At 58.2% G+C, this 18,616-nt stretch carries 8 protein-coding genes; 4 read left to right on the top strand and 4 right to left on the bottom strand.

The genetic code is table 11. The features are described from left to right. Positions 1–7 precede the first annotated feature (7 nt). From ACGS9J_RS08875 to ACGS9J_RS08890, 4 genes are all read right to left on the bottom strand, one after another. On the bottom strand, positions 8–1,417 hold the full coding sequence (locus tag ACGS9J_RS08875; protein WP_442230564.1) for a sucrose-6-phosphate hydrolase: 1,410 nt from the start codon (positions 1,415–1,417) through the stop codon (positions 8–10). Next, a complete protein-coding gene (locus tag ACGS9J_RS08880) occupies positions 1,417–2,787 on the bottom strand; it encodes a sucrose-specific PTS transporter subunit IIBC (protein ID WP_442230565.1) in 1,371 nt (456 codons plus the stop codon). The genes ACGS9J_RS08875 and ACGS9J_RS08880 overlap by 1 nt, the downstream gene beginning before the upstream one ends. A 65-nt stretch (positions 2,788–2,852) precedes the next feature. Then, on the bottom strand, positions 2,853–4,259 hold the full coding sequence (locus ACGS9J_RS08885) for a carbohydrate porin (RefSeq protein ID WP_442230566.1): 1,407 nt from the start codon (positions 4,257–4,259) through the stop codon (positions 2,853–2,855). A 229-nt stretch (positions 4,260–4,488) separates the two neighbouring features. Then, the gene (locus tag ACGS9J_RS08890) at positions 4,489–5,418 is read right to left on the bottom strand and encodes an aminoimidazole riboside kinase (RefSeq protein WP_442230567.1); all 930 of its coding nucleotides are present in this window, start codon (positions 5,416–5,418) and stop codon (positions 4,489–4,491) included. A 581-nt stretch (positions 5,419–5,999) separates the two neighbouring features. On the opposite strand from ACGS9J_RS08890, the gene ACGS9J_RS08895 reads away from it, so the two are divergent. The 4 genes from ACGS9J_RS08895 to ACGS9J_RS08910 are packed head-to-tail and all read left to right on the top strand — an operon-like array spanning position 6,000 to position 18,579. Then, positions 6,000–7,715, top strand: coding sequence for a ShlB/FhaC/HecB family hemolysin secretion/activation protein (locus ACGS9J_RS08895; protein WP_442230568.1), 1,716 nt, complete (start codon positions 6,000–6,002; stop codon positions 7,713–7,715). Positions 7,716–7,725: 10 nt separating this feature from the next. After that, positions 7,726–8,256: a toxin-activating lysine-acyltransferase gene (locus ACGS9J_RS08900; RefSeq protein WP_442230569.1), complete on the top strand. Its 531-nt coding sequence runs from the start codon at positions 7,726–7,728 to the stop codon at positions 8,254–8,256. Positions 8,257–8,266: 10 nt separating this feature from the next. Beyond that, positions 8,267–18,214, top strand: coding sequence for a hemagglutinin repeat-containing protein (locus ACGS9J_RS08905; RefSeq protein WP_442230570.1), 9,948 nt, complete (start codon positions 8,267–8,269; stop codon positions 18,212–18,214). Next, positions 18,211–18,579 carry a DUF596 domain-containing protein gene (locus ACGS9J_RS08910; protein WP_442230571.1) on the top strand — a complete coding sequence of 123 codons (369 nt, stop codon included), beginning with the start codon at positions 18,211–18,213 and terminating at the stop codon, positions 18,577–18,579. The genes ACGS9J_RS08905 and ACGS9J_RS08910 overlap by 4 nt, the downstream gene beginning before the upstream one ends. Positions 18,580–18,616 lie beyond the last annotated feature (37 nt).

Here is an 18,616-nt window from a genome sequence, read left to right on the forward strand (position 1 = left end):
GGATGCGTCATTCTAGCATGCATGGCGTCAGCGACCAGTGCTCGAGCGCCAGCGGCGCATTGCCGTTCAGGCGCAGCAAAGGTTGCGGAGCGGGGAAGTAGCGCGAACTCATGGTCGCTTCGCCGTGGTTGATAAAAATCTCCACGCTGGAACGGTCAAACAGTATCTGCAACCGGGTCAGATTACCGCGCCAGTAACGGTGTTCCGGCTGCCCATTGCGCAGGTTGTTGCGCGTCAAACGCAGCACGGCACCATCCCACTCCAGGGTCATCGCCCCGCCAAAGTCGGCGTTGAATGCGCCGTTTGGCGTCAACAGCAGTTCCGCGCTGTCGACAGGCCAGCAGGGGGCGTCGTCGGCCGTGCCCTGCCATTGGCGGTTTTCGCCCCGCAGCTGTTGCAGTTCACGCACCGGCCGTTGGTAGAGCTTGCCGTTATGCAGCGACAGCTCGCGAGGGCAGGTCAGAATATGGATCCAACCAGACTGCCGGGTCGGGTGGCAATCCTCGTCTTGCTCCGGTACGCCCATCCAACCGACCAGCAACCGACGGCCGTCTTCGGCCAGGGTGGTTTGCGGCGCATAGAACTCGAACCCGGCATCTAACTCGTGGAATTCCTGATGTTCGAAAGTGGCCCGCCGATAATCCAGCTTGCCGGTAAAATAGCCCGCCTGATAAAGGTTGAGGTACTGTTCGGCTTCTGCCGCCAGCCCTTGCGGACAGCAGATCAGCACCTCGGTGCCGTCCAGCGTGAACAGATCCGGGCATTCCCACATATAACCGAAATCACCGAGACCGTTCAGCTGCGAACCGGCGATTTCACCCAATAGCTGCCAGTTGCGCAGTTCGGCGGAGCGCAGCAGCAGCACCTTGCCGCGATCCTGCAAGTCGCGGGCGCCGAGCACCATGTACCAATCATCCTGATGGCGCCAGACTTTCGGATCGCGCACGTGGCCGCTATAGCCCGGCGGCAGCGGCAACACCGGCCCAAGTTTGTCATAGCCGCCTTGCGCATTCTCTTGCGCCAGACACTGGTAAGCGGTGCGCGAGCCGTCGGGGTATTTTACGTTGCCGGTATACGCCAGCATGATTTTGCCGTCCGCTACCACCGCCGAGCCGGAATAACAGCCATGGCTGTCGTAACAGGCCCCCGGCACCAACGCCACCGGCTGGTGCTGCCAGTGGACCAGATCCGTCGATTGCCAGTGGCCCCAGCATTTGTTGCGGTGATCGCAGCCCAACGGGTTCCACTGATAGAACAGGTGATAAACCCCGTTATGCTGGATAAAGCCGTTGGGATCGTTGAGCAGCCCGACGCTGGGCGCCAGGTGCCACGCCGGGCGGTGCGGATCGCGCAGCGCCTTGGGCATGCCGCTCATGAGCGCCTGAACGGCCTGTTTCATCAGGTTCAGTTCTTCCATTATTCACTGTCCGTTTTATATTTCAGCAACAACGAGAGGGTAAAGGCGCTGCCAAAGGCGATCACCAGACCAATGATATAGCTCACCAGCGAACTGGCCTGCACGATTGCCATCCCCGGGATCGCCGTTAGCCCGACGGCGTTCATGCCGACATGATTGGCCACCACCCAGGCTCCCCCGAGCGCACCGCCCGCCAGCGCCGCCAAAAACGGCTTAACAAAGCGCAGGTTGATACCGAACAGCGCCGCCTCGGTAATGCCGAGCATGGCGGAAAAGGCCGAAGGCACTGCAATGGCTTTGATCTTGGCATCGCGGGTTTTGAAATACACCGCCAGACAGGCGCCGCCCTGGGCGATGTTGGCCATCGACCAGATCGGCAGCAGGAAATTAACGCCGATGTTCGGGTTCCCGAGCAACCCGGCTTCGACGGCGTGGAAACTGTGGTGAATGCCGGTGATCACGATGGCGGAATACAGGCCGCCGAACAGCAAACCGGCGAACCAACCGGCGTGGGCGATCAGCGTGCTGAGGACAAAGGAAATGCCGTCACCCAGCGCGCGGCCGGCGGGGCCGATAAACAGCATGGCGACGAAACCGGAGATCACCACCGTCAGGAAGGGGGTCAGGATCAGATCCAGCGCATTGGGGATCACTTTGCGCAGCTGTTTTTCCAGTACGCTCATAAACCATACCGTCAGCAGCACCGGGAACACCGTACCCTGATAGCCGATCATGGCGATCTCCAGCCCGAAGAAGTCCATGGTATGGAAACCACCGGCCACGCCCCAGGCGTTGGTCAGCGCCGGGTGGGTCAGAATGCCGCCGAGCGTGGCACCCAGATAGGGGTTACCGCCGAATTCACGTGCGGCGGTAAAGCCGATCAGGATTGGTAAAATGATGAACGCCGCCGAGCTGAACATGTCCAGCATCACAAACACGGCGCTGTTGGCATCGGCCCAGCCGTAGGTTTTCACCATGCCGAGCAGGCCCATCAGCAGGCCGGAGGCGACGATAGCCGGAATGATCGGCACGAAGATGTTCGACAGCAGGCGGGCGATACGCTGCAGCGGGTTAAGTTTTTTAGCGGCGATATCGGCGGCTTCAGACTTGCTGGATTCGTTGACGCCGGCCGCCTTGATAAATTCCGCGTGCACCTTGTTGACCAGCCCGGTGCCGAAAATCACCTGGATCTGCCCGGCGTTGTTAAAGCAGCCCTTCACCCCGTCCAGCTTGCCGATCGCCACCTTGTCGACCAGGCTGTCATCCACCAATACCAGGCGCAGGCGCGTGGCGCAGTGGGCGGCGCTGGCGATATTTTCTTTGCCGCCGAGCAGCGGCAACAGCGCGTTGGCGGTTGCGGTAATGTCCATGTTCACTCCCTTAATAAATAAAAATGCCGCCGCGGTTTTTCGCGGCGGAAATCAGCCCATCAGCGTCAGAAGAAGTACTTGAATCTGGCACGTACGCCGTAGCGCTGGTCGTTGTTGGCGTTGGCAATCTTGTTATCAGCATTGGCCTCCAACATCGAAACGTAGGCTCCCAGGTACAGATTGAAATTCTTCATATTCATGATGTTAGGTATTTGGTACGAGGTATGAATGGTATGAATGTCATATTTGCCCGGCTCGCTGAGCGGGTTATTGATGTCGGCCGTCATGCCGGCAGTATTGAACTCTTTGATATTGTTGTGGGCGTAGATATAACCCACTTCAAAACGACGCCACAGCACGTTGACCCCGGCGGTGAAGTCCTGCTCGCCGGAGGCGTCAAGATAGGCGGTGCTCAGGTTGGCGACCACGCCGTTGTCCGGATGGGCGACGGTGTTGTTCCAGCTGAGGGTCATGCCGTAGCCGTTGCGTTTGGACTGGTCGACGAATTGTCCCTGATTGTCATGGTAGCCGTAGGCATTGTTGACCACGTTGCTTTCCATCGCCACCGCCGCGCTGAGCTGGTCCTTTTTCCAGGCGATCACCGGCCGCAGGTAGGCGACATTTTTCTTATTATCCAGACTGTTGCCGTGGTAGGCATCATCCTGGAACAGTGAGGTACCGTCCTCCACCAGCGTATTCAGTTCGAAGTAGAAGTTGCCGGCGTACTTGCTCAGCATCAGATTGCCGCCGCTGCTGCTACGGCCGCGGCCTTCTTTCATCATGTAGATATAACCGAAGCCGTCGGCGTACAGATCGTTGGCGGTATTGCCGGAATACTGGATGAAGGTGTCCTGATTGAGCGGGAACATGTCGTAGGCTTCAAAGCGACCAATCTTGGTTTGCCAGTTTTTTTCGTTACCGAAGAAGAAGGCGGCATCGTCGAGGTTCATTTTGCCGGTCATGTCTGCCAGCGGTTGCACGCTGAAACCAGAAAAGTTGCCATCCGGGTTGCGGCGATAACCGTCCACGCCGACCAGTATGCGACCGTTGATATCCCACTTTTCTTTGTTACCGGGCTTCCAGTCCTTGTTGTCGCTGCCTTTCAGCGACGTCAACTGGCCGCTGCGGCTGGCGCCGTCCAGGTTGAATTCGACGTCGCCGTACAGCTTAAGATCGGTTAAGCCGGTGAGCTTCAGGTTGCTGGCCGGTGCGGCGTGGGTTTCCAGCGTTGCGGTGCGCTGCGCTACCTGCACGGTTTGCCGCTCGGTATTGGCGGTGCGTTGCTCCAGCTGTTGCGCCTTGCGTTCTGCCGCCGTAGCGCGCGTTTCCGCCTGGTTCGCCCGTTGTTCGGCCTGTTGCAGCCGCTGTTCCAGTGCATTCAGACGCGCTTCAATACTGTCGTTAGCGCCAGCTGCCGCAGAGGTAGAGATGAGAAGCCCTGTAGTGATGGCCAGATAGCTGAGTTTTTTCATGATTGTCTATCATCCGGGAAGGTTGTTATTATTTTTTGCTAAATTGCTAAACCGGTTTTTCAGGATGAAAGATAGTGAGTTGAAGGACGACTGGCAATCAAGTTTGCTAACCCGATTCAGCTATTGTGATCGAGTCCGCAAATTGTGCCTGAACAGGCAAGGGTGAATGTGGCCCCGATATTGTTCGTTTAATCTCGGGTCTTTCGGGGCCAGTTTTACGGTGGGCAGGTCAGCGACGAAGGAAGGCCCGGAGCTCGTCGGCATGCGGCAGCGCGGTCATCGCACCTTTGGCGGTAGTCGCCAATGCGCCACAGGCCTGAGCCTGGGCGATCACCGCCGGCCATTGTTCTTCCTGTGGCAAAGCGCCGATCTGCGCCAGGGCCGCCAACAGGCCGGCGACAAAAGCATCACCCGCGCCAGTGGTGTCGACCGGGGTGATCATCGGGGCGCGGAAATGGCGGATCTGCTTGCCGTCATGTACGCAGACGCCATTGCCGCCCAGCGTCACCAGCAACAAACGCAGCGGGTAGCGTTGCATCATCCAGTCGACAGCGCTCTCTAACTCACCGATATTGCTGATAAAAATCAGTTCTTCCTGCGAGATTTTCACCACATCCGCCAGCAGCAACGCTTTTTGCAGGCAGGTACGCAGCGCTTCCGGTTGACGCCAGACCTCTTCACGAATGTTCGGGTCAAAACTGACCCAGCCGCCGGCGGCCTTGATGTCTTCCATGGCGGTAAAGGCGGTGCTGCGGCTGGGCTCCTGCGACAGAGCGATAGAACAGACGTGCAGCCATTCATCAGCTTTGAAATCAGGCAGATCTTCAGGCTGCAAGAACAGATCGGCACTGGGACTGACCATGAAAGTGAAGGAGCGCTCGCCCGCCAAATCAAGATCCACCACCACAGTGGAGGTGTGATGATCGGGATCTTGCGACATATGGCGAATGTCCACCTGTTCTTCACTCAGCACCTGTTGCAGAAAGCGGCCGAAGCTGTCCTGGCCGACCCGGCCGATAAAGGCGCTGTCGCCCCCCAGACGGGCAATGCCGACTGCCACATTGGCGGGCGCGCCGCCAGGGCACTTGAGATAACTGTTTGAATTTTCAGGAACCAGATCGACGACTGCGTCACCCAGCACCCATACGCGATTAACCATGTTCAATCCCTTTCTTCACCCGTGTCAGATGGCGAGCTAAAATAGAAGAACCGGTTTAGCATTGCAACGAAAGAATCTGCTGCAGGTGGGGCAGAGGTAGCCGATCACCCGGGGAAGTGACGGGGGTGGGAGAATAAGTTATAGCGATTACGAATAAGTAACACGTTGACAAATATAATTAAAAATCAGTGCGGCGATTAATGAAGGAGCTAATTGAGATCGCTAATTAATAAAGGCATCTGGCGCGTTTGAAATAGGAAGTTTCCTAAAGATTTTACGTTACTCGGCATGAATACCGCCGTGATGAATAATTGCATTCTTCAGATGCAATTATTCATTGAACTTAATGTTAACTAAAATAAAAATATTTTAAATTTATTTAAAAACATAATGTTATGCGTTGATTTTGACTTGATTTCAGAGCGGATTTATTAGCGTCAGAGAGTATTCTTATTCAGCATTTTGTTATCCGGCGCCCATTGCAAACCAAAATTAAGTTGATTGTGTGCTAGCCGTGAGCATAATGTTCGCGTTTATTTACAATTCTTATCTTTTATTTGTCTTTCGACAGGGAAAAAGTAATGCGCCACTCCGCTTACTCTTCGCTCAGCCTTGCTGTGCGCAAGGGCTGTATTCCATTTGGCTCCGTTGTCTTGCCGCTGTTTATATTCAGCCAACCGCTGCTGGCGGCAACATCAAACAGCGAACAGCTGATCATACAGCAGCAGCGGCAAAAGGCGCTGGAGCAGCAACTGACACCGCCGACGCCGGATGTGCGCTTGTCTCCGCCTTCGTCCGGTTTTGGCCGCATTGCTTTCCCGCAGGAAAAACCCTGTTTCCCTATCGATCAGGTCGTGTTGAGCGGCCAGGACAAACTTCCCCATTGGTTGCCGTTGCAGCGCATTGCCAATCAGGCGCAGGGCCGTTGCCTGGGCGGGCAGGGCATTAACCTGCTGATGAGCACCCTGCAAAACCGGCTGGTGGATCACGGCTATATCACCACCCGCGTGCTGGCGCCGACGCAGGATCTGAAAAGCGGCAAGCTGCGGTTAGTGGTGGTACCAGGCTATGTGCGGCAGGTGAAACTGACGCCGGACAGCGGCCATTACATTCAGCCTTACAGCAGTTTCCCGGCCCACGCGGGCAACCTGCTGGATCTGCGCGATATCGAACAGGGGCTGGAGAACTTGCAGCGCCTGCCGACGGTACAGGCCAATATGGAAATCGTCCCCGGCGAACAGCCCGGCGAAAGCGACATTGCCCTGAGCTGGAAGCAGGAACGCATGTGGCGCATTGGCGCCTCGCTGGATGACTCCGGCACCAAGAGCACCGGGCGTTATCAGGGCGGTTTGACGCTGTCGCTGGATAACCCGTTCTCGCTCAGCGATCTGTTCTATATCTCCGGCTCTACCGATCTGCAAAACCAGGGCGGCAAGGGGTCCAAGAACATTACCGGGCACTATTCGGTGCCGTTTGGTTACTGGATGGCCGGGGTGACCGCCAACAGTTACGACTACCACCAGACCATTGCCGGACAAAATCAGGATTACCGTTACAGCGGCAAGAGCAAGAACCTGGATTTCCAGCTCAGCCGGGTACTGCACCGCAACGGCAGCCAGAAAACCACGCTGACCTATGACGTGCTGGCGCGCGAGTCCAGCAACTACATCAACGATACCGAAGTAGAAGTGCAGCGTCGGCGCACCTCCGGCTGGCGTTTGGGGCTGCAGCACCGCCACTACATTCAGCAGGCCACGCTGGATGCCGGCATCAGCTATCAGCGCGGCACCCGTTGGTTCGGCGCATTGCCTGCGCCGGAAGAGACCTTTGGCGAGGCCACGGCACTCAGCAAAATTGTGCAGCTTAACGCCCAGCTCGACGTGCCATTCAGCCTGTTCAGCCAGGACTTCCGCTACAACGTGCAATACCAGCGCCAGATCAGCGATACGCCACTGACGCCGCAAGACCAGTTTGCCATTGGCAACCGTTGGACGGTGCGCGGCTTTGACGGTGAACGCACCCTGAACGCCAATCACGGCTGGTTCGTCCGTAACGATCTGGCCTGGCGTACGCCGTTGCAGGGGCAAGAATTGTACCTCGGCGCCGACTACGGCGAAGTGGGGGGCTACGGCTCCGACTACTTGGCCGGTCAGCACCTGGCCGGTGGCGTGGTGGGCCTGCGCGGCTACGCCTTCAAGGTCGGTTACGATCTGTTCGCCGGTGTGCCTTTCTCCAAACCTGATGGGTTCCGCACCAGCCCGGTCACCCTGGGCTTTAACCTGAGCTGGAACTACTGAGGGCACGACCATGCGCATAGGCGAATACGATATCAGGGCGCCGCTGATCCTCGGCGGTAACGACAGCGAGGCGGAAGCCTTTGGCGCTGCGGTATGGCTGTGGATGCATTCGCCGATGCACCGCGACGCGCCGTTGCACAGCCTGCCGACGCTGCTGCTGCCGATCATCAAGCGGCAACAATATGTGTTGGCATCACACCAGGATCAGCCGGTGTTTTTCCTCAGCTGGGCCTGGATGAATCAAGAGGCCGAGGCGCGTTATTTGACTCAGCCGGCGGTAAATATGCAGGAAAATGACTGGAACAGCGGCGATCGTCTGTGGTTCTGCGACTGGATAGCGCCCTTTGGGCACACGCGCGAAATGCGCAACCTGATCGCACGGGAAATCTTCCCGCACCTGTGCATGCGGGCGCTGTATCACCGCGGAAGCCAGCGTGGAAAGCGCGTAGTGAACTTCAAAGGCGCGCAGGTCAGCCATCAGCAAGCGCAGCAATGGTGGACGAACCACCCGTTAGCCGTCGCGCCGTCAGACATTCAATAAGGACATTGCCATGAACAAGAACCTGTATCGTATCGTTTTCAACAAAGCGCGTGGCATGCTGATGGTGGTGGCGGATATCGCCCGCTCCGGTCATGCCGGGTCTGCTCGCTCATCGGGTCTGGGCCATACTCTGAGCCAGTGTATCGGCAAGATGAACGCCGTCAGTTTCAGCCTGCTGATGGCGCTGGGGGCGATTCAGCCGGTGCAGGCGGCAATTATTGCCGATGGCAATGCGCCGGGCGGCCAGCAGCCGACCATCATCAACAGCGCCAACGGTACGCCACAGGTCAATATTCAGACGCCAAGCGCCGGTGGGGTTTCCCGCAATACCTACAGCCAGTTTGACGTCGACAAGCAGGGCGTCATCCTCAACAACTCCCATAAAATGACCCAAACCCAACAGGGCGGCTGGGTCGACGGCAACCCGTGGCTGGCGAAAGGCGAGGCCAAGGTGATCCTCAATGAGGTCAACTCCCGCGATCCCAGCCGTTTGAACGGGTATATCGAGGTCGCCGGGCAGCGTGCTCAGGTGGTGATCGCCAACCCGTCCGGCATTACCTGTAACGGTTGCGGCTTTATCAACGCCAACCGCGCCACCCTGACCACCGGTCAGGCGCAGATGAACAACGGCAACCTGACCGGCTTTAACGTCGAGCGTGGCGAAGTGGTGGTTGAAGGCGCCGGTATGGACAGTTCGCGCCAGGATTACACCGAGATCATCGCGCGCTCGACGAAGATCAACGCCGGGTTATGGGCAAACGATCTTAAAGTCACCACCGGGCGCAACAAGGTGGATGCCGCGCATCAACAGATCGACAAACAAAGCGACGATCCGGCCACCCGCCCGCAACTGGCGGTGGACGTGGCCAAGCTCGGCGGTATGTACGCCGGCAAGATCCGCATGATCGGCACCGAAACCGGCGTCGGGGTGCGTAACGCCGGTAATATCGGCGCGCAGGCCGGCAGCGTGGTAGTCACCGCCGATGGCCGTATTGAAAACAGCGGTAAAATCAGCAGCGGCAGTGATATGCAGTTGGCCTCGAAAGGCGGCGTCAGCAACAGCGGTTCGTTGTTCGCGGCGGGCCATGCCGACGTCAGCAGTGACGGCGAAGTGCAAAACAGCGGCTCCATCGCGGCCCGCAATAATGTGCGCGTACAGGCAGCCAGCCTGAACAGCAGCCAAGGCAGTACGCTGGCGGCCGGTGTGCAGCAGGATGGCCGGCTTGGCGGCAGCGGCGAACTGGCGTTAACCACCCATGGCAAACTGACCGCACAGGGCCAAAATCTGGCGGCAGGCAACCTGCGCGCCACTGGGCAGGGCGTGGACATCAGTGGCAGCCGTACCGCGGCTACCCAGGCCACGCTGGATGCCGGGGCCGGCGATTTGACCACGGCTAATGCGCAGGTTGAAGCCACGCAACAGCTGACCGCCAGCAGCGGCAAGCTGTTCAACAATGACGGCGGCAAGCTGGCGGCGAACAAGCTGGCGCTTAACGCGCATGACTTATCCAACCGCAAGGGGGAGATCACCCAGCTCGGCGAAGACAATCTCCGGCTGAACCCTCAGGGCAAACTGGATAACACCGGCGGCCGTATCGCCAGCAATGGCAATGACTTGACGCTGGACGCCGGTTCGATCGACAACCAGGGCGGGCAAATCGTCCATGCCGGTAAAGGTGCACTGGCGGTGAATACCGCTCGCTTGCAGGGCGATGGCGGCAAACTGCTGTCCAACGGCCGGCTCAGCATGCAGGGCGGCGATTACGTGCTGGACGGCGGCACCACTTCGGCGCAGCAGATCGCGCTGGATGCCGGTAGCCTGTCTAACCGCAATGGCCAACTGGTGCAGAGCGGCAAGGGTGAGATGCGCCTCAATACCCGCGAGGGGATCGATAACCAGGGCGGCCAACTGGCGGCCAACGGCAACGTGACGTTAAACGCCGCACGGCTGAACAACCAGAACGGCAAAGTGATTGCTGCGCAGGACGGCAGCCTGAAGGCACAGGTCAGCGGCGCGGTCGATAACCGACAGGGGCAACTGGCGGCCAGCGGCCATACTCAGTTGCAGGCGGATAAGCTGGATAACCGCAAAGGGCTTGTTTCCGCCGCGACGGGCAACGCAGAGGTTGCGGCACGACAGGCGCTGGATAACCGCGGCGGCCGTATCGAGGCCAGGCAGGCTCTGCAACTGACCGGTGCCGGACTGGAAAATCAGGCCGGGCAGGTGGTGGGCGGCGCGCTTTCGCTGGCGCTGGGCAAAGGCGCGTTGAACAACCAGCAGGGCGTCATCGCCGCCTCCGGCGATCTGGGCCTGAGCAGCGGTGCGCTGACCAATGACGGCGGCTTGCTGCAATCCGCCGGCAACATGAATCTCGATACCCAGGGCGCGGCATTGAGCAACCGCCTGAGCGGTGAAACCGGCGGCATCCTCAGCCAGGGGACGCTGACGATCCACAGCGGTGCGCTGGACAATACTCAGGGCATGCTGGTGGGCGGTGGTGCGACCGATCTGTCCACCGGTACGTTGGATAACAGCCAGGGCACATTGGTTGGCAAGCAGAAGCTGAATATCGACAGCCTGGCGCTGACCAACGATGGCGGCCTGCTGCAGGCGGGCCTTGATGCGCGTATCGATACTCACGGCCAGGCCCTGAGCAACCGCGACAGCGGCAAGAATGGCGGTATCAGCAGCCTGGGCAAACTGGCTATCACCAGTGGTGCCGTGGATAACCAGGCCGGCTTTATCGCCAGTTCGGGTGACCTGCAACTGCATGGCGAGCAACTGGATAACCGCCGTGGCACGCTGGCTTCAGAGAAGCAGCTGGCGGCCATGGCCCAGGTTATCAATAACCAGGGCGGGGCGATTAAATCCGGCCAGGATATGACGCTGAATGCCAAAGATTTGCTGGATAACAGCAATCTGGGAGTGATTGGCGCAGGCAAAAATCTGCAGCTGGACAGCGACAATCTGGTGAACAATCAGGGCACTTTGGTCAGCGCCGAGGCGGCGAAGATTAACTTCGGCCTGCTGGAAAACCGGGGTGGCCAATTGGCGGCCCAGACGGCACTGGAGCTGCACGGCAATAGCCTCAATAACAACGATGGCGGCCTGATCCAGAGCGGTGAAGGCTTGGATCTGACCGTCGATCGGCTGACCAACGTCAACAGCGGCGACAAAGGCGGCATCACCAGCCAGGGGGCAATGAACCTCACAACCGGCGTGTTCGATAACGGCCAGGGCCTGGTGATTGCCGGTAAAGACCTGCAGTTCGACGCCGAGGCGCTGCTGAACGGCGGCGGCAAACTGGTGGCGCAGCAGGCATTGGTGCTGAACACCACCGGCGCGGGCGGCCTGAATAACCAGGGTGGACTGGTGCAGTCGGGCGCGGAGATGCGTGTCGACACCCACGGCCAGCGGCTGGATAACCAGAACGGTACCTTGCACAGTCTGGGCGAACTGCAGCTCAGCGGTGGCGATGTCAATAACCAGGGCGGCACGCTGGGAGCCAAGGGCGACTTCACCCTGGCGGCGCTGGCGCTGGACAACAGTAACGGCGGTCGGATTATCGGCGAACAGGCGGTCCAACTCGCCAGCGCCGGTCTGGACAACCGCAACGGACAAATTCAGGCGGTCGGCAACCTGTTGCTGGACAGCGCGCAGGGGGTGATCGACAACGCCCTGGGGCTGATCCGCAGCGGCGCCACCGTGACGCTTAATGCCCTGCAATTCATCAACGACGGCACTCAGGCGGAAAACAAAGGGCTGGAAGGCCAAGCCGTGGCGCTGAACACCGGCTCGCTGAGCAACCGGGGCGGCAGCATTCTGGCTAACCAACAGCTGACCATCACCAACGGCGGTCAGTTGGATAACAGCGGTGGTCAACTGGCCGCCAGCGAAAACCTGCAGTTGCAGGGGGCCGCGCTTAACCTGCTGAACACCGGCGGAACCGTCAAGGCCGGCAAGCTGCTGGACATCAATGCCGCAGCGGTCGGTGGCGACGGGCAATTGCTGTCGCTGGGCGATATTAATCTGGTCAGCGCGCAGGGCATCAATAACAGCGGTGAGATGATTGCCAACGGCAATTTCAACTTCACCACGCCGGGCGATGTGACCAACAGCGGCAAACTGCTGGCGGGGGCCAAGCTCGATCTGCACGCCAATAATCTGTTCAATGCCGCCAGCGGTGAGATAAACGCCGGGCAAGATTGGCTGACGGTCAACGGTACCTTGACCAACTACGGCCTGATCGATGGCAAACATACGTTGATCCAGGCCAATACGCTGACCAACATCGGCACCGGCCGTATTTATGGCGATGCCATTGGTGTGCAAACCCTCACCTTTAACAACCTGGCGGAGAACGGCACCGCGGCCACCCTGGCCGGGCGCGAGCGGGTGGATATCGGCACCCAAACGCTGAATAACTACGATCACGGGTTGATCTACAGCGGCGGGGACATGGCGATTGGTGGCCAGCTTGACGCCAACCACCTGGCCACCGGCCAGGCCGCCACCCTCAACAATCACAGTTCGACCCTTGAATCTGCGGGCAGCATGGCTATTTCGGCCGGGCAGATCAACAACGTCAACGATCGTTTCAGTACCGAACTGGTCACCGTTTCCAACGGAAAAATCACCGAGTACCAGCAGTCAGGCGACCCGGTACGCTGGACGGCCGGAGAACCGGGCGTCTTCGTTGACCGCAATTCATCAGACTCGCTGTTGAACCTGAATACTCCAGGGAAAACCGGGCATAACAACGACAGATTTACGCAATACGACTACAACCGCACGGTGCAGGAAACCCAGATCAAGGAAAGCGATCCGGCCAAAATCATTGCGGGTGGTGATATGGCGATCAACGCCGGGCATCTGCTGAACGACAAGAGCCAGGTGATCGCGGGGGGTACGCTGGCGATTAACGCCGGCAGTGTGGATAACGTGACGGTGCCGGGCCAGCGCCTGACCACCGACGTCGGCGAAGTGACCAGTTACTACCGCATCAGAAAGAAAGGCAAAGATAATCAGGGGCACAACACCACGGCCTATACGCCGCCGACCACCATTCAGACCATTTCGCTGAAGCCGAGCCAGCTGATTGATCACGGGCAGGTGGCAGGTAACCCGATCGCCATTGCCCCGCTGACACCGCAGGGCACCAGTACCACCATCGGCGCTGCCGGTGGGGTCAATGCGGGGGTTACCGGCAGTGATATTTCCGCTGGAATGCAGACCATCGGCGGCGGTGCGCTGCCGGTGATCCAGGCCGTAGCGTTGCAGCCGGGCCAGCAGTTCGAAGTCGCCAACAAGGTCAATAGCCAGCAGGGCGATGCGGCGGACAGCGTGGTGCGTATCGTTGGGCCGGACACCCGTTTGCCGGACAACAGTCTGTTCAAGACCAATCCGGCGCCGGGCGGCCAGTATCTGGTGGAGACCGATCCGCGTTTCACCAACCAAAAATCCTGGCTGGGTTCGGATTACATGATTGGTAAAGCGACCAATAACCCGGACAACGTGTTGAAGCGCCTGGGTGACGGTTACTACGAGCAACGGCTGATCCGTGAACAGGTGATCAATCTGACCGGCCAGCGCTATCTGGACGGTTACAACAACGACGAAGAGCAGTTTAAGGCGCTGATGGATCAGGGGTTGGCCTTCAGCCAGCAATATAACCTGAAGGTCGGCGTGGCGCTGACGCCAGAACAGATGGGGCTGTTGACCCAAGATATCGTTTGGTTGGTGAATGCCAAGGTCACTCTGCCGGACGGCAGTCAGCAAAACGTCCTGGTACCGCAAGTATATGCCCGCATGCAACCGGGCGATCTGGACGGTTCCGGCGCACTGATTGCCGGGCGCAACGTCAACCTCAATCTGGGCGAAGGCCTGTTCAACAGCGGCCATATCGCCGGGCGTGAAGTGGTGAAACTGAGCGCCGCCAACATCACCAACGTGGCGGGCAACATTCAGGGGGCTGACGTTGGCCTGACCGCCCGCACCGACATCAACAATATCGGTGGGGTGATCCAGGGCAACAACTCGCTGCTGGCCAGCGCCGGACGCGACATCAACGCCATCAGCACCACCCGTACGGCACAGAGCGTTAACGGCGCCAACAGCTTCGAACGCACCAACATCGACAGCGTGGCGGGCATGTACGTGCAGGGGGCCGACGGCAAGCTGATGTTGCAGGCCGGTCGCGACATCAAACTGGATGCGGCGCAGGTGGTTAACAGCGGTGAGAATGGCCAAACCCTGCTGAGTGCCGGGCGCGATCTCACCCTGAATACGGTAACTACCGCTAGCCGCGACAATCTGATCTGGGACGGCGACAACAGCCTGAAACAGGGCAACAGCCAGCAGGTGGGCAGCGAAGTGGTGGGCAAAGGGGCCGTGACCCTCAACGCAGGGAAGGATATCACTGCCCATGCGGCAACGGTGTCTGCCGGCGATGCGCTGAACCTCAATGCCGGCCATGACATCAAGATCCTCAGCGGCGAGAACAGACTCGATCTGGACGAGCGCCACAAGGTGACCGGCGGTAACGGCCTGATGTCGAAAACCACCACCACCACTCGCGACACCCTGGATCGCCAGACCGTGCAGGGCAGTACCCTGAGCGGCGACAGCATTAACGTGTTGGCGGGCAACGATTTACGGGTACAGGGCAGCAGCGTGGCCGGGACTCAGGACGTGAAGCTGCTGGCAGGCAACGATCTGAGCATCACCGGCGCGACCGAAAGCAACAGTGAATTGCACCTCAAGCAGGAGAAAAAATCCGGCCTGATGAGCAGCGGTGGCATCGGCATCAGCTACGGCACCGAAAGCCTGAAAACCACGGATACCGCACAGGGGCTGACCAATCAGGGCAGCACCGTCGGCAGCGTAAACGGCAACGTCGCTCTGGGGGCCGGTAATAACCTGGCGGTGACCGGTTCCGAGCTGGTGGCCGGCAAGGACATGGCGCTGAGCGGCAAGAATGTGTCGGTGACGCAGGCGCAGGATCAGAACAGCCAAACCCACAAGGTCGAACAGAAGAAATCCGGCCTGACGCTGGCACTCTCCGGCACGGTCGGCAGTGCGCTGAACACTGCGGTAGAAACCTCGCAGCAGGCGAAATCCACCGACGACAGCCGCCTGGCGGCATTGCAGGGCACCAAAGCGGCGCTGAGCGGTGTGCAGGCGGTGCAGGCTGCGCGTTTGGCGCAAGCACAGGGCGCCGATCCGGCCAATGACAACATGGTGGGGATCAGCATTTCCTACGGTACCCAGTCCTCCACCTCGACCCAGAACAGCGGGCAGAGCACGGCGCAGGGCAGCAGCCTGACGGCGGGCAACAACCTGAGCATCACCGCCAGTGGCAACGGCGTGAAGGGCCAGGACGGCGATATCCTGGTGCAGGGCAGCCAGTTGCAGGCGGGCAAGGACGTCACCCTGGATGCCAACCGTGACGTGAATCTGCTTTCCGCCGAGAACACCCAGTATCTGGACGGTAAAAACGAGAGCCAGGGCGGCACGCTGGGCGTGGGTATCGGTGTCGGTTCCGGCGGTATTGGGCTGAGCGTTTCCGCCAGCGTCAACAAAGGCAAGGGTAACGAGAAAGGCAACGGCACCAGCCACACCGAAACCACGGTTAACGCCGGTAATCAGGTCAAGATTACCAGCGGGCGCGATACCAACCTGATTGGCGCACAGGTCACCGGCGAATCGGTCAAGGCCGACGTGGGCCGCAACCTGCTGCTGGAAAGCCAGCAGGACAGCGATCGTTACGATTCCAAACAGCAGAACGCCAGCGCGGGCGGCAGCTTCACCTTCGGCTCCATGACCGGTTCTGGCAGCATCAGCCTGAGCAAAGACAAGATGCACAGCAACTACGACAGCGTGCAGGAGCAGACGGGCATCTTCGCCGGCAAGGGCGGCTTTGACCTGACGGTGGGCGAACATACCCAGCTTAACGGCGCGGTGATCGGCAGCACCGCTACGGCGGACAAAAACCAGCTCGATACCGGCACGCTGGGCTTTAAGGACATCCACAATCAGGCTGATTTCGAAGTGGAGCACCAGAGCGTAGGCATCAGCTCCGGCGGCAGCATCGGCAGCCAGTTCGGCGGCAATATGGCCAACAACCTGCTGGTGGGCGCCAACAACAGCGGACACGACAGCTCAACCACCCATGCGGCGGTGAGCGACGGCACCATCGTCATCCGCGATCAGGACAAACAGACGCAGAACGTCAACGACCTGAGCCGCGACGTGGAGCACGCCAACCAGACGTTAAGCCCGATTTTCGACAAAGAGAAAGAGCAGAAACGCCTGCAGCAGGCGCAGCTGATCGGCGAGATCGGCAATCAGGCTATGGACATTGCCCGGACGGAAGGGGATATCCGTTCCATCAATGCGGGCAAGGCAGAGCTTGAGAAGAAAGGGATCAAAGAGCCGGACAAAGGGGCTGACAAGGAGCTCTGGGCGGAATACAACGAAAAACTGAAAGCGACAGACAGCTACAAAGCGACTCAGAAGGAGTGGGGTACCGGCAGCTCGGTTCAGAAAGGTATGCAGGCAGCCACGGCAGCGATACAGGGGCTGGCAGGCAATAATCTGGCGCAGGCAATGGCAGGTGGGCTGAGCCCTTATGCGGCCGGGGTCATCAAGGCGATGACGACCAACGCGGATGGCAGCACCAACGTTGCGGCGAACGCGATGGCGCATGCTGTGTGGGGGGCGGTAGCGGCCAAAGCCAGTGGTAACAGTGCATTGGCAGGGGCAGCTGGTGCGGCCAGCGGAGAGCTGATGGCGCGTTACATAGCGGGCGAGCTTTACCCGGGTGTGAAACCAGAAAACCTGACGGAAGATCAAAAACAGACCCTGAGTGCGCTGGGAACCTTGGCAGCAGGGCTGGCCGGCGGGCTGGTGGGGGATGGCACCGGTGATGCCGTCGCAGGGGCGCAAAGCGGCAAGAATGCGGTGGAGAATAACTATCTCAGCGATGCTCAATTGATTCAAAAAGATAAAGAGTTAGCTGAGTGTGGCACCTTGGTATGCAAAGCGGGTACTCAGGCTAAATGGACTGCAATAGATGCGGGTCAGGATGGCAGCTTTGCGGCGGGGATGGTCGCGGGCGTGCCTGCTTCACTGTACGAAACGGTAGAAGGCATTGTGAAAATGGGCTTAAGCCCAGTGGACACATGGAACTCAATCTCTGCCTTATTCGACGGTGATGGTGTATTAAGTAATGTTGGCGGCGCAGTAAAACAATCTTATATCGACAGAATAGATAAGCTGACCACTGAGTATCAAAAGGCGGGAGCCAGCGGCTCATTCAATGCAGGAGTCGAGGGTGGTAAACTACTGACTGATATTGCATCTTTGGCTGCCGGTGGTGCTGGGCTGGCCAAGGGCGGTGTGGTACTGACGGAGAAGGTTGCAGCTAAGGTTGCGGGTAAGGCTGAGTCGGCAGCTATGAATGCTGGAAAATTATCAGCTGAAAAAGAAGCATTAGAAAGAATCGGGCAAAATGCGAAAAATAGTTCTGATTTAAGTGGGAAACCATCTGGGGCGATATTACAGCAGCAAGCAGTGAAAAAAATTGATGACCTTGCCACTCAATTTAATAATCCGGCAGTACATCCGAAGGACTTCCAGTTAAATATTAATGGAAAAACAATGGTTGCAGATCCACAGTTAAGTTTAGGTGCTCCTGTATTTAAAGGAGCTAATGACGCTGATGTTATGACTTACTTTAAGCAACTTTCGGGGTCAGAGAATATGCCATCAGCTAAGGTGGTTCCTGGTAAAGGCACGGTGTATTCGATAAAAGTCACAGAAGGACCTTCAGCCGGTAGCACTTTGACATTGAGAGACTTTTCAACGTCAGCACAACAAACTGGTGCTAAATGGACCATAGATTTAATGACACCATCTATAAATGGTGGAAGAAGGGTGGAGATTAAATTCAAATGATTAAAAATATCAATGATATATATACATCTGTTGCCGAAAGTTCTTATGGGTTGTCTATGGGGGCTATATGGCAACATATCAGTGTTGAATGTTCTGAGTTGCCTGATAACTATTCTTTCAGGAAAAAAGTATTTTTTGCTATTTTGGGTAACTTATTGAATGATAAAAAAATTAAATTAGCTACGAATGGCGTGTTTTTGACTGTTCCTATTGAGCAACAAATAAAAATGTTGCAAGAGGCCTGGCCTGCTTACCCATATGAAGATGAGGATGATGATTTAGATGAATATGGAATGTGGTTTTTAGTTAAAGCACCTGTTGGGGTCGTTTGGCTAACACCTGATGGTGGAGAGCTATGGACTTGAAATAATCCCGGCCACCGAGCCGGGATCCTTTTATCAG

It is taken from the genome of Serratia quinivorans (assembly GCF_052113645.1).
GTDB classification, from domain to species: domain Bacteria; phylum Pseudomonadota; class Gammaproteobacteria; order Enterobacterales; family Enterobacteriaceae; genus Serratia; species Serratia quinivorans_B.

What these genes read in the sequence shown, in the direction of transcription:
- ACGS9J_RS08875 (WP_442230564.1), bottom strand. Translation starts at nt 1,417, where the DNA reads ATGGAAGAACTGAACCTGATGAAACAGGCCGTTCAGGCGCTCATGAGC.
- ACGS9J_RS08880 (WP_442230565.1), bottom strand. Translation starts at nt 2,787, where the DNA reads ATGGACATTACCGCAACCGCCAACGCGCTGTTGCCGCTGCTCGGCGGC.
- ACGS9J_RS08885 (WP_442230566.1), bottom strand. Translation starts at nt 4,259, where the DNA reads ATGAAAAAACTCAGCTATCTGGCCATCACTACAGGGCTTCTCATCTCT.
- ACGS9J_RS08890 (WP_442230567.1), bottom strand. Translation starts at nt 5,418, where the DNA reads ATGGTTAATCGCGTATGGGTGCTGGGTGACGCAGTCGTCGATCTGGTT.
- ACGS9J_RS08895 (WP_442230568.1), top strand. Translation starts at nt 6,000, where the DNA reads ATGCGCCACTCCGCTTACTCTTCGCTCAGCCTTGCTGTGCGCAAGGGC.
- ACGS9J_RS08900 (WP_442230569.1), top strand. Translation starts at nt 7,726, where the DNA reads ATGCGCATAGGCGAATACGATATCAGGGCGCCGCTGATCCTCGGCGGT.
- ACGS9J_RS08905 (WP_442230570.1), top strand. Translation starts at nt 8,267, where the DNA reads ATGAACAAGAACCTGTATCGTATCGTTTTCAACAAAGCGCGTGGCATG.
- ACGS9J_RS08910 (WP_442230571.1), top strand. Translation starts at nt 18,211, where the DNA reads ATGATTAAAAATATCAATGATATATATACATCTGTTGCCGAAAGTTCT.